Below are 13,340 nucleotides of genomic sequence, written 5' to 3'. Positions count from 1 at the left end.
ATTGCTTGACAGATTCAGTGCTGCTTTAGCACAATAGGCCACCTTTTCTGAAGCGAAGCAATATTGTGTAGCGCAGAAAGGAGCACAGCAAAGTCGATACAGGTTGAAGAAGTTTAGGCTATGTAGCTCAGTTGGTTAGAGCACAGCATTCATAATGCTGGGGTCGGTGGTTCGAGCCCACCCATAGCCACCAGAATGACTCTAGAATAAATTGATAACAATAAGGGATTAATATGCTTTTGGACCAGCCAGGTCAAAGACTGTTCCTCACCTTATTCTTAATAAATTATCATTAAAATAATAAAAAGAAAAATATGAGGATAAATTGAGTTCAAATAGTATAGGAATCCTAAATTACTTAGCCCGATTTTATTTTAAAATAAAAACTGTTACAAAACAGATATATTTAATTTATAAAACGTTTGGGATCCTAAATATTTTTTCCAGGTTCAGATACCATGTCAAACAATACGGTGTATTTTCAACGATAAAACATTCCAAATCTAAAATTTTCCCTAGAATTAATAGCAAAGTTCCCTCTAGACAAATGTCAGATCCATTGTTGACTGATGAGCAATCATTAAGAATAAAACATACTTTACATCGTAACGGAAAAAATAAGAAATGCATTATTTTTCAACTTGCCTTTCTAGATTTTAATGGCGATAAATATTTAGCGGGTGGTGCTGAAAGATATTGCAGAGAATTATCAAATATATTAAAGAACAATAATTTCGAAATTATTTTAGTTCAAATGGGCAATTCTGATTTTTGGGCTAAAACATACCATGGGTTAAGTATTTTTGGTATCCCAGTTCAAACAAGTGCTGATAAATTTTCTAAAGCTATAGAGGAACTAGAGTGTTTTGCTGATGTATGTATATACTCACCTTTTAGTTTAGTGCCCTTAAATAGCAAATCAATATCCATTGGCATTATTCATAGTATGTTTTGGGATGATCCTGCCCGTTTGCATTTTTCAAATATCGATTTATATTCTAAAAAATTAAAGGTTTGCTATTTTGTAGTCAGTAATAGTGCTGTAGCTATAAATTGGTTCAGAGGCTATAAAGGAGTTGGATATCATAATTTTCATTATATTCCCAACTTTGTATGCTTAGAGTCTTTTAAACCATTAAAAAAATCAACTAATGGAAGCAATATAATTCATATACTTTTTCCACGTAGAATTACTGCTGATCGTGGATTTCAGTATATTTTGGATGTATTTCCGAAATTATTTAAAAAATATGAAAATATATTTTTAATACTTGGAGGTTATGTTCATCATGATCAAAAAAATCAACTTCAAACATTTCTAAATGAATTTGAAGGTAAAGTTTCACATATCGAAGCTGAGCCTCGTGAAATGCTAGGTCTTTATCAAAAAGCAGATATTGTGTTAATTCCTACTCCCTATACTGAAGGGACATCATTAAGCTGTTTAGAAGCAATGGCTTGTGGTAAAGCAATTATAACAACTAATATTGGCGGTTTACCGGAATTAATTATTAATAGATATAATGGATTGACAATAGATCCTTGCAAAGATGAATTATACACAGCAATTGCTAGCTTAATTGAAGATCCACAATTGCGTAGAGAACTGGGACAACATGCTCATCAAGTTGCGCAAGCTTTTTCACTTGATATATGGAAAGATAAATGGGAAAAATTATTGAAAACTGTTCCTTATAACCCGATTATAAAAATTTCTAATAAGGAACAGGTTCTATTCGACTATGGAGATGCTACTGTTATTTTTGAGAAATTTATGCCTTGGAACTTCGAATATATCCAACGATTTCATCATATTCCTATAGCATTAAGTAAGCTTGGTTTATCTTGTATTTTTCATGGATTCGAACACCACGATAAACTAAACGCAAAAGAAATTATAAAATTGCAGGATAAGCTTTATTTAACTGCAGACAAAACTTTCATTGAAAAGGTGCGTGGCCGAATCAAAACTGTTTATTATTTTAATTGTTATGCTAAAGATGTTTTATATGTAGAATATTTGAAGAATTTGATTCAAAACAACCATTTAGTTATCTATGACTACTGCGATCATATTCATGAAGATATTTTTCTCACTGAGATTCCTAAAAATGTCTTAGAAAGTCAAGAGTATTGCTTTAAAAATTCGTCAATATTGATTCTTGCTTCGGCTAATAGTTTGTATGAGCATGCCGTAAAAATAAGGGGATCCACGGTAAATATTTTTCTTGTTCCAAATGCAGCCAATAAGGATAATTTTCAGCATAATCGTGCTATAAAAATCCCAAAAAAACTTAAACAATCAACCAAAAATAAACGGAAGATCATTGGCTATTTTGGAGCAATTGCCAATTGGTTCGACTATGAATTGGTACTTAAACTATCTCAGTTTTTTCCAGAATGTGATATTTGCCTTATTGGCCTATTTAATAATCAGTTATTTAATCAATATGGTTTAAATAAACAAGGCAATATCATTACAGAACCTCCTATAAAGCACGAAGCATTGTTTGATTATGCTAGATGGTTTGATATATCAATTATTCCTTTTATTGATAACGAGGTAATTGCGGGTTGCTCGCCCGTTAAGTTATTCGAATATATGAATATAGGAGTTCCTATTGTAACGACTGATATTCCAGAATGCAGACAATATAAATCAGTTCTGATTGCAAACACCCATGAAGAATTCATCAGTCTAGTAACTAAAGCGTTTAACATAGCAAAAGATGATAAATATTTCCAAATCATGAAGCAGGAAGCAGAAGAAAATACTTGGGAAACTCGGGCAAATGTAATTATAGATGCAATCAATAAAAATTCTGAAATATCATAAATACTTTCAGGTTATGAAAAAAAAGCTAAAGAAAATACTTGGAATCATAGAACAAAAATAATAATAGTTGCCATTTATGAATCTCTTAATATTGAGTGATAATTATCCGCCGGAAATGAATGCAAATGCTCGGATTTTTTCCGAGCTCGCTGAGTTATGGGCTGAACAAGGACAATCCGTTTCAGTGATAACCTGCCATCCTAATTTTCCAAAAGGAAAAATTTTTCCTGGTTACAAAAATAAGTGGTTAACCACATCTATTCTTAATCATGTCAAAATTATACGTGTTAAAACCTATATGCGTCCAAACCATGGGCTCATTCGGAGAACCTTAGATTTTATTTCATTTGGTTTGTCTGCTTTCTTTTTTGGCTTATGGCAGTCAAAACCGGACATGATTATTGGCGTTACACCACAATTTTTTTGTGCATTTTCCGCTTGTTGTTTAGCATTCATAAAAAAAGTACCGTTTATCATGATAGTTTGCGATTTATGGCCCGATGCTGTGGCTGCAAGCGGTTTCATAAAAAAAAATTGGATCTATAAATTTATTAAGAAAATCGAATTTTGGATGTACCGTAAGGCTAATTCTATTATTATTTTATCGGATTATTATAGAGATTATCTAAATAAATTAAGTATTCCAGACCACAAAATTGTAACTTCTATTTCCGGTGCGAGTAGAGAATTCTATCCTAGAAAGAAAAATCCATTATTACTAGTGAATTATCATTTGTCTGGAAAATTTGTGGTGGGCTATATTGGCACTTTTGGTATTTCACATAATCATGAAGATATTATTGCAATAGCAGAATCATTAACCAAAAAAAATTATAACCAGATACATTTCCTCATGATTGGCGATGGCCCTAGGCGAAAAGAATTAACTCAATATCTTATTCTAAATAACATCAATAATGTCACGATAGATGGCCCATTTCCCGGAAAAGTTATTCCAGAGTATTGGTCTCTGATTGATTTAGCAATTATCCCGTTGGCACCGATAGAAACCAATAAAATGGTTTTACCCTCAAAAATAATCGAAGCAATGGCTATGGGAATTCCGGTATTATTTTATGGCCCAGACGGAGAAGCACGAAAATTTTTATCGAAGTCAGGTATAGGGTGGTCTGTTATGGGTGGTGATAAAACCAGTTTAGAAAAATTAATTCTGAGTTTAGCAAATGATGAACAACAAATGTCAGATCAAGCAGAAAAATCGTTAAAATTTGCAAAAAACTTTACTCGAGAGAAACAAGCTGAAGAATTATTTACCCACTTAAAATTATTTAATAAGTAAACTACAAATTTTTATGAAAAAATTTAATATTGTTTGTGTCATAGGCACGCGACCAGAAGCTTTGAAAATGATTCCGGTTATCGAAAGTTTGCAAAAAATAAATCAATTTACTGTAAAAACAGTGATTACTTCACAACACCGTGAATTACTTATACCTATACTTAAATCTATGGATATCAAAATTGATGCTGATTTTGATGTGATGACACCCAACCAAAGTCTTAATCAATTGAGCGCTAATTTATTTTTGAATTTTGACAAATTTTTTGCAGAAAACCATTGTGATTTACTCATTGCTCAGGGTGATACAACCACCACTTTAATTAGCGCTCTCTGCGCATTTTACAAAAAAATTCCTTTTGCTCATATCGAGGCAGGACTACGAACCTCAACTATTTATAACCCTTTTCCCGAAGAATTTAACCGTAGAACCATCTCATCAATATCTGCTTTACATTTTTGCCCAACCCAAGTCAGTGCTAATAATTTAGCAAATTCGAATATTACCCAACATGTTTATGTGACAGGCAACACGATTATCGATACTTTATATCATTCTATAAAAGAAGTAAAAACTTCAGTAACAAATGACAAAAAAATTATATTAGTAACCTGTCACCGTCGTGAAAATTTTGGAAAACCACTTTTTAATATTTGCCAGGCATTAAAAAAACTAGCGGAAAGAAATCCAACTATCGAAATAGTCTTGCCTATCCACCCTAATCCTAATATCAAAACAGTTATTTTAAAAGAACTTAACCTTATTAAAAATATAACTTTATGTGAACCCTTGGAATATATGGAACTCGTTACTCTCTTAAACAAGAGTTATTTTGTCCTTACCGATTCGGGTGGATTACAAGAAGAAGCTCCTGCTTTACACAAACCTCTATTAGTGTTAAGAGAAGAAACAGAAAGATCAGAAGGTGTAGCCTGTGGCGCTGCTTTATTGGTGGGGACTGATATAGATACTATTGTTAATCAAGCTGAAAAATTGTTGCACGATAAAAATCATTATCAAAAGATGAGCGAAGCGGGTTCGCCTTATGGAGATGGGAAGGCGGCAATGCGCATAGCCAAAGTAATTTCCGAATTTTTAACGAATACTAATTCAAATGAAAAATAAAGAGCTTTAATTGAATGATTTCTCTAGATTATTAATCTGCCGCGCTATATCCAGAGCTTCTGTTAATTGTGCAACCGGAAAAACCGTCATACCATCAATTGCTTGCTTGCTCATATTAGCTTTAGGAATAATAGCCGATTTAAAGCCATGTTTAGCGGCATCGCGTAAACGTTCTTGACCATTCGGCACCGGACGGATTTCACCGGATAAACCGACCTCGCCAAATACTAAACAATCTTCTGGAAAAGGTTTATCACGTAAACTCGATAGCACAGCTAATAAAACCGGTAAATCTGCGCTGGTTTCTAATAAACGCACACCACCCACCACATTAATAAAAACATCCTGATCATAAGTCATAATACCGGCATGTCGATGCAATACCGCTAATAACATGGCTAAACGATTACTTTCTAAACCAACGGTTACCCGGCGGGGATTACCTAAGTGACTGTTGTCCACTAAAGCTTGTACTTCGACCAATAAAGGACGACTACCCTGCCAGGTAGCTGTCACTAAACTACCTGAAACCGCTAAACCGGATCGCGACAATAACATCGCTGAAGGATTGCTAACTTCACGCAAACCTTTCTCGGTCATAGCAAAAACGCCTAATTCATTCACCGCACCAAAACGATTTTTAACTGATCGTATCAATCGATGTCGACTATCCGCTTCGCCTTCAAAATACAAAACAGTATCCACCATATGCTCTAAAACCCTAGGGCCTGCGAGTGCACCATCCTTAGTCACATGCCCGACTAAAAACAAAGCAATTCCTGTTTGCTTAGCCAAACGGGTCAATTGCATAGCGCTTTCTCGAACTTGGCCTACTGCACCCGGAGCAGATTGAATTAAATCGGTATGCATGGTTTGTATCGAATCAACGACTAAAACTTGCGGCTTCTCTTGTAAGACATGCGTTAAAATACTTTCAACTCGAGTTTCAGTCAGCAGACGAATTTTCTTTTGTGGCAATTCTAAACGTTGCGCACGTAAAGCCACCTGCTGAAGTGATTCTTCACCCGTAATGTAAAGCACGGAATGGTGCTCACTCAATTGACAAAGACTTTGTAACAATAAGGTAGACTTTCCGATACCTGGGTCGCCACCCATCAATATCACCGAACCTGGGACTATCCCTCCGCCTAGGACCCTATCCAATTCTTTAATCCTAGAAGAAAATCGCTCTATTTCACTAAATCGTATGCTATTTAAATCGGTTATTTTTGCATCAACAGCTGCATATCCATTCACACGTGGAAGCGCATGCGATGAACGCGATGTACTACTCTCTTCTACTAAACTATTCCAAGCCTGGCATTCACCACATTGACCAGACCATTGTAAAAACTGTCCGCCGCAAGACTGACAGGTGTAAATGCGTTTTGGTTTAGACATGCTGCTCTTCCTGTAATAATTTCTGCACGGCGCCTAACAAATCTGGAAAAATCGGAATCTCATCGGCTAATTCGCGGTTATTTAGTAGGGTTTGTTCACCATTGCCCGTTAACACTAAGATAGGCTCGCAACCCACTTTCAGTGCTGCTTTGATATCACGTAGAGAATCGCCAATAGCTATGATGCCTCCTAAATCCAGTTGATAATAGTCAGCAATTTGTTCGAATAAGCCGATGCCTGGCTTACGACAGCTACAATGATCGTCAGGGAGATGAGGGCAGTAAAACACCTTATCCACCTTACCGCCCAATGCTTTTACGCTATTCGACATTTTTTGATGAATAAGCGCTAAATCGGCCTCAGTATAAAAGCCACGACCGACACCTGATTGATTAGTCGCCACGGCGATGGTATAGCCCGCCTTAGTGAGTAAGGCGATGGCCTGTAAACTACCAGGAATAGGTAACCATTCCTCAGGAGTCTTGATATAATCCTTGGATTCAAAATTAATCACACCATCTCGATCCAGAATGATAAATGCAGGGTTTTTAGCATTTTTAGCCATTTTTTGCTTCCTTTTAAGTCTCTCTTAATATTAAAGATCTATACTTTGTAGATAAATATTATTGGTTAAAAAAATAGTCAATTATGTCCTATCATGAAGAATCAACAACCTTACTAACAAATTGTAGACACCTTTACGAGAATGTTAAGTCGTTCAAGGAAAGTAATTTTGAAAAAAATGTTTATAATAAAATAAATGAAGATATTAATCATTTAAACACTTCACTTGATAATCTACTCTTAAATCTAAATAATAATCAAAATGAGACAGATGAAAATAAACTTTTTATTACAAGTTTGGGAAGTATAAGAGCTAATTTATATCAAATAAAAACATCTATTAATCCTGGTTTTCGTATACAGGATACAAATAAATGGGTGCTCACAGGTAAATTTTTTAAAAACCCACCAAAATTACCCCTTATCTATCAACAACATATAAAAATTTGCTTAGATACTTTTACAGCCAGTTTAAATTTGTTGGAAAATTTGATCGAAAGGAGTAATACAAATAAGCAACTAAAACATTGACTTATTCCCCATCGCATACCGCGTAATGACATTTTTCAGACAAGCTGTTTTATTAATAAAACCCAATCCGAACTGGCGCGTTTTTCGTATAATTGGATTGCTGGTCGCGAATAAATGCTTAATTCCATCCACACCTCCCATAATGATACGATTATGAAAACGACGTTCTCGTTCATAACGACGCAAAGTATGGTATGCGCCTATCGATCGGTGCTTTTTCTTTGCTTCTAAGATCACCTTTGCTAAGCATTGTGCATCAGCCATACCCAAGTTTGCACCTTGGCCAGCTAAGGGATGGATGGTATGGGCTGCATCTCCAATTAATGCTACACCCGATTTAACATAATGCTCCGCCTCTTGCGTTTTTAAGGAATAACTTAAACGTGCACTGGTCGATATCACTTGCCCCAAACGTAGCTCGAAAACCCGTGTTAATTCTTTACAAAAGGATTCGTCATTCATAGATTCTAAACGCTGTATCTCTTCGGGTGAATTCGACCAAACAATGGAGCAATGATAGGCGTCCTTCAAAGGTAAAAAAGCTAAAGGGCCATTCGCTAAAAAAATCTGTCTTGCAGTTTCATCGTGCATACTTTCAGTTTGTACTGTCGCAATCAGTGCGCGCTGCGCATAATCAGTTGCTTTAATGTGTAAATCAGCCAATTGGCGCACTTTAGATTGTTCTCCATCGGCACCGATTAACAAACAGGTACTTATTTCAGTCCCAGACGTTAATGTTACTAATACTTGCTGTTCTTCCACCTGCATATCGACTAAAGCATCGGGCGCAAACCAAGTCAATTCATTATCGGTTTTTGCTTGTGCGTACAAAGCTTGTTCTAAATCGAAATTATTGACGATATAACCTAAACAAACTTCATCGATATCCGCACTATCAAAAAAAAGCTGCGTGGTTTGCCCAGATTCCCATACTTGCATATTACGGAATGGCGCACACTGTTTTTTGTTTAGTCGCTGCCAAACGTTCAAATCTTGTAAAGAAAGCTGTGAAGCCAATGTAAGCGCGATAAAACGTAGCTGGGTTGTAAGACTCGAAGTAGCATTAGAAGCTCCCTTATCTATTATGGCGATTCTTAAACCCTGCTCCTGCAAATAACAAGCCAAAATCAAGCCAATGATCCCTGCGCCAACTATAACGAGATCATAATCCGTGCAGGTTTCTTCTAATAAAGTCATATTGACGTTGAATAATGAAAGTTAACATATTCCGGATACCAAAATTGACGATCGATTTCCTCAGATAAATCCACAGACTCTTTAACTTCGGCTAATCCTTCTTCGCGAGCTTGTGTTGCTACTGCCAACGCGATACAGCGACTAATCGCCTGAACGTCTTCAAAATTTGGTAATAATGCATTTTTAGCATCAGCGGTTTTACTAGCAAAACTACTTAGCGCTTTACATGCTTCCCAAAGCATACCTTCACTCAAGCGTGTCGCTTTGGCGACAAGGACACCTAAACCTATTCCCGGGTAAATAAGTGCATTGTTACATTGCGCAATCGGGATTTTTTCACCTTTAAAATCGACTTGACCAAAAGGACTGCCGGTAGCAATCAGTGCACGCCCTTCTGTCCAATTCAATAAATCATCGGGTGTCGCTTCCGATTTTTCTGTAGGATTTGATAAAGGAAAAATTATCGGATATTCCACCTGTGCCGCCATGGTTTTAACAATCGCTTCAGTGAAAATGCCACCTTGACCAGAACAACCAATTAAAACAGTAGGTTTAAATTTTTGCACGACATCATACAACTGTAATCTAGTGACTAATTCACCCTTTAAATGTTGTGCATAAGGTTTTTGAAAAGCAGTCAGATTTGACATAGCATCATGTATCAAACCGTGTCTGCCCACCAAATAAAACCGCGATAACGCTTCTTCTTTAGATAAACCTTCTCGCATCATCCCCGCGCAAAGTTGATCAGCTATTCCAGTTCCTGCTGTCCCGGCACCGACAATAACCACGCGCTGTTCCGTTAAAGGGATTTTGGTACGTTTAAGGGCTGATAAGAGTGCGACTAAAGTCACAGCACCCGTTCCTTGCATATCATCATTAAACGTGCACATTTGATTATGATAACGTTCTAAATTACGTCGTGCATTTTCTCGGCCAAAATCTTCCCAATGCAAATAGGCACGAGGTAATTTTCGTCGTATAGCAGAAACAACCGTTTCTATCATGTCATCATATTTTTGATCGGCTAAGCGTGGATGACGCCAGCCTAAATACATCGGATCATTCAACAACTGTTCATTGTTAGTTCCAACATCGATTTGTATTGGTAATAAACGATTGGGGTTAACACCCGCACACAAAACATAAACCATCAATTTTGCAATACAGATATCCATTCCGCCAATACCTTGATCACCAATACCTAATACACCTTCGCCATCCGTCATGACGATAATATCCACTTCAGGATTCAAGCGATTATCCAGGATTTCCTCAATATGTTCTTTATCTGGATAACTAAGATACAAACCGCGTGGTTGCTGAAATTCCTGACTAAATTGTTCAACCGCTTTTCCAACGGTAGGTGTATACAAAATAGGTAACATTTCAGTTAAATGTTGACTGACCAATTTATAAAATAACACCTCATTCGTATTATGCAAACTACGTAGATAAAGATGTTTTTCTAAATTATTTTCTTTTTTTAAAAATTGTTGGTAAACACGCATTTCTTGTTGCTGCAAACTTTCGATACTATAAGGTAATTTGCCGCGTAACCTGAATTGTTGACGTTCCGATTCAGTAAATGCTGTACCTTTATTTAATTTAGGGGTAGTCAGTAAAGCAGAACCCAAGGCATTAGTTTCTAGGTAGAGAACTTTAGCATTTTTATCGGTGATGGATCTGAATTTTGGCATATTAATATTCTTCTTGTTGTACACTCTTTGCATTTGAATTTTTGTCTGCGTTGCCACCCAACTCGCAATCCTCATGGTTATTGGATGTACCATGATTACTGCATGGACGCGACACTTGACAAAAATCCCATTGCTGTGAGTATAAATTTAAACCGCGAATCAAGCGAGGAAGTCGGCCATGAATTCCCATTAAGCGGCGCGATAAATTTCTTTTGTAGGGTGAGAGTAAATCCAGTGCTAATAGACCATTATTGTAAATGAAAGTCAACGGCCCGAATCGGGTTTGCAAGCGTGTCAAATGCTCGGTAAAACCGATGATTTGTCGCTGTGTGGCCAACCGTGACTTAAGGTATGATTGAGCCAAACTTGCATCAGCGAGATCGTTATGTTGTTTCAGCGCTTTTGCAATCAAATCCACACATTCAGCCATATCTTGCAAACCTAAATTTAAACCTTGAGCGGCAATAGGAAGTAAAGTATGCGCAGCATTTCCTAGTAAAATCAAACCTGCTTGCGCTTGGGTTTCAGAAATACAACTTTTTAATGCATAAACTTGTGGTTTAGTACAGTGTAATAACCTGCCAAAACGATAAGAAAAATGCCCTTGTAAATTTTCTAAAAAATTAGATTCAGTTAGATTTTGTAAGGTTTCAATGATTTGTTGTTCTGCAGTCCAAACTAAACCTATTTTATTTGCGGGTAGAGGTAAGCTTGCAATAATTCCTTGTTTAGTAAATCGTTGATAAGCGATGTGTTGATGATCACCACTAATATCGATGAATGTTGTCAAAGCAGCTTCAGAAGTAAGTCTAGTTTTTAAACCAATATTTAATAATTTACGTACCGTAGAATATGTACCATCTGCAGCAATGATTAAACGTGGATAAATAATTTTTTTTTCTTCTTGTAGATGTCTCATAACCACCTGCCAAGTACCTTCAAATTGGCTAATTGACTCACAGGTAACTGGATTATAAAGATCAAAAGTTCCTTGCATAGACTTGTTAGCAACGACCTGAAGTAAGGCCTTGATTAATTCATGTCCCAAACGTGCAGCAGGAATAACAGCACCTAATTGTGGAACACCCAACTCTTTTGCATTAATTCTCGATTGAGCGAAACAAGCCTGTTGCGAAATATGTACCGATTTAATTGGATTTGCATAAACTTCTAAAGCAGGCCATACATTCAGTGTCTGTAAAATGCGTAGGCTAGCGAGATTCAAAGCAATAGGTTTGCTTTCTGCAGGTAAAGGAGCATCGAGTGTTTTAAAAGAGGATTGTTCGATCAGTGCGATCCGCAATGGTAGCTGAGATAAAGCTAATGCCAAACTAGCCCCTATAATTCCGGCACCGACGATAAGAATATCGTAATCTTGCTTCATGAGGGCATTCGCATTAAGTTTTCAATGTCAGCCAAATCTTTAGGTGTTTGTGCTGTCAAGATTTCACAAGCCGCAGATGTCACTCGCACATCATCTTCAATACGGATACCAATATTCCACCATTTTTTATCGATATCCGTTGCCGGCCTGATATAAATTCCAGGTTCTACTGTGAAAACCATGTCAGGTTCTAAATTTCGCCAATTTTTTTCTAGTTTATAAGTCCCTACATCATGGACATCTAAGCCTAACCAATGACTACAACCATGCATATAAAATTTTTGATAACTCTTTTGTTGAATTAAATCGTTAAGATTTCCTTTTAATAAGCCCAAATCCATTAAACCTTGCGTCACAAAGTCCACACAGGTTTTCTGTAATTGATTCCATGCAATACCGGGCTTTATCAGCGCTATGATGGCTTGCTGTGCTTTTAATACAATATGATAGATGGCCTTTTGTTCTGGATTAAACCGACCATTGACTGGAAAAGTACGCGTAATATCTGAAGCATAGTTTTGATATTCACATCCCGCATCAATTAACACTAAATCACCCGATTTTAACTGTGCGCGATTATCTGTGTAATGCAAAATACAACTATTCGCCCCACTCGCGACAATATTAGGATAAGCTAATGTTTGGCTACCTTGCCTATAAAATTCATACATTAATTCAGCTTCTAGCTGATATTCATACAAACCAGGTCGACAAGCGCGCATCGCACGCAGATGAGCCTGACTAGAAATATGTGCAGCTTGACGTAAGCAATCTAATTCTGTTGGGCTTTTTTTTAACCGCATTTCATGGACACTATCGACTAATTTTTTAGCATATTCAACAGATGTTTTTTTTAAATGCATTAATATCTTATTAATTCGTGCTAAAACTTGATGATTAATTGTTTCATCGCCTAAATAGTAACAAACTCGCGTATTAGCGATATATTCACTTAACTTAATCTCAAGTTGATCGATAGGATAAGCTTCATCTGCACCGTATTCTTTTCTAGCTCTTATTTGACCAATACGCTCACCATTCCATATAGCAGCTGCCGAATCCTCTGCACGATTAAATAATATAAATTTACCCTTTTTGCTATCAGGTATAAGTAAAGCAATCGCGTCAGGTTCAGGAAAACCGGTCAAATAGTAAAAATCACTGTTTTGACGATAAGGATAGAGTACATCGCCATTACGGAGATACTCTGGAGCTGCCATCAAGACAATTAACTCATCACTTTTTATATGGGACAATAATTGCTGGCGCCGCTGTTGTAATTCTGAAAGCCTAAACATAAG

At 36.6% G+C, this 13,340-nt stretch carries 10 protein-coding genes and 1 tRNA gene; 5 read left to right on the top strand and 6 right to left on the bottom strand.

Going from position 1 to position 13,340, the window contains the following annotated elements; translation table 11 throughout:
• The first annotated feature begins 116 nt into the window (after positions 1-116).
• From AAHI99_RS02085 to wecB, 4 genes are all read left to right on the top strand, one after another.
• Positions 117-193: transfer RNA gene (locus tag AAHI99_RS02085), tRNA-Met, on the top strand.
• A 354-nt stretch (positions 194-547) separates the two neighbouring features.
• Positions 548-2,836, top strand: coding sequence for a glycosyltransferase (locus AAHI99_RS02080; RefSeq protein WP_342228031.1), 2,289 nt, complete (start codon positions 548-550; stop codon positions 2,834-2,836).
• A gap of 76 nt (positions 2,837-2,912) precedes the next feature.
• Positions 2,913-4,136, top strand: a complete 1,224-nt coding sequence (locus AAHI99_RS02075; protein ID WP_342228030.1) for a glycosyltransferase family 4 protein — start codon at positions 2,913-2,915, stop codon at positions 4,134-4,136.
• 13 nt (positions 4,137-4,149) lie between these two features.
• Positions 4,150-5,262 (top strand): non-hydrolyzing UDP-N-acetylglucosamine 2-epimerase, encoded by a 1,113-nt coding sequence (gene wecB, locus AAHI99_RS02070; protein ID WP_342228029.1) that lies wholly within the window; start codon positions 4,150-4,152, stop codon positions 5,260-5,262.
• Positions 5,263-5,268: 6 nt separating this feature from the next.
• Here the strand turns inward: wecB and radA are convergent, their stop codons facing one another.
• Both radA and gmhB read right to left on the bottom strand, forming a co-directional pair.
• Complete coding sequence (gene radA, locus AAHI99_RS02065) at positions 5,269-6,663, bottom strand: DNA repair protein RadA (RefSeq protein ID WP_342228028.1); 1,395 nt, start codon at positions 6,661-6,663, stop codon at positions 5,269-5,271.
• The gene (gmhB, locus tag AAHI99_RS02060) at positions 6,656-7,228 is read right to left on the bottom strand and encodes a D-glycero-beta-D-manno-heptose 1,7-bisphosphate 7-phosphatase (protein ID WP_342228027.1); all 573 of its coding nucleotides are present in this window, start codon (positions 7,226-7,228) and stop codon (positions 6,656-6,658) included. Before gmhB ends, radA begins: the two co-directional genes overlap by 8 nt.
• An 83-nt stretch (positions 7,229-7,311) precedes the next feature.
• Between gmhB and AAHI99_RS02055 the strand changes: the two genes are divergently transcribed.
• Entirely contained in the window at positions 7,312-7,758 is a 447-nt protein-coding gene (locus tag AAHI99_RS02055) for a hypothetical protein (protein WP_342228026.1), read from the top strand.
• Here AAHI99_RS02055 and AAHI99_RS02050 read toward each other — a convergent pair.
• The 4 genes from AAHI99_RS02050 to pepP are packed head-to-tail and all read right to left on the bottom strand — an operon-like array spanning position 7,747 to position 13,337.
• Complete coding sequence (locus tag AAHI99_RS02050) at positions 7,747-8,955, bottom strand: UbiH/UbiF/VisC/COQ6 family ubiquinone biosynthesis hydroxylase (RefSeq protein WP_342228025.1); 1,209 nt, start codon at positions 8,953-8,955, stop codon at positions 7,747-7,749. The two genes, AAHI99_RS02055 and AAHI99_RS02050, sit on opposite strands and share 12 nt — an antisense overlap.
• The gene (locus AAHI99_RS02045; protein ID WP_342228024.1) at positions 8,952-10,655 is read right to left on the bottom strand and encodes an NAD-dependent malic enzyme; all 1,704 of its coding nucleotides are present in this window, start codon (positions 10,653-10,655) and stop codon (positions 8,952-8,954) included. Before AAHI99_RS02045 ends, AAHI99_RS02050 begins: the two co-directional genes overlap by 4 nt.
• Position 10,656: 1 nt before the next feature.
• Positions 10,657-12,039, bottom strand: a complete 1,383-nt coding sequence (locus tag AAHI99_RS02040) for an FAD-dependent monooxygenase (protein ID WP_342228023.1) — start codon at positions 12,037-12,039, stop codon at positions 10,657-10,659.
• Positions 12,036-13,337: a Xaa-Pro aminopeptidase gene (pepP, locus tag AAHI99_RS02035; protein ID WP_342228022.1), complete on the bottom strand. Its 1,302-nt coding sequence runs from the start codon at positions 13,335-13,337 to the stop codon at positions 12,036-12,038. The genes AAHI99_RS02040 and pepP overlap by 4 nt, the downstream gene beginning before the upstream one ends.
• Positions 13,338-13,340: the final 3 nt, after the last annotated feature.

Origin of the sequence: Rickettsiella endosymbiont of Rhagonycha lignosa (genome assembly GCF_964031165.1) — a bacterium.
Taxonomy (GTDB): Bacteria; Pseudomonadota; Gammaproteobacteria; order Diplorickettsiales; family Diplorickettsiaceae; genus Aquirickettsiella.
The sequence above is the reverse complement of the archived record's forward strand: the minus strand, read 5'-3'. Positions and strand labels throughout refer to the sequence as shown.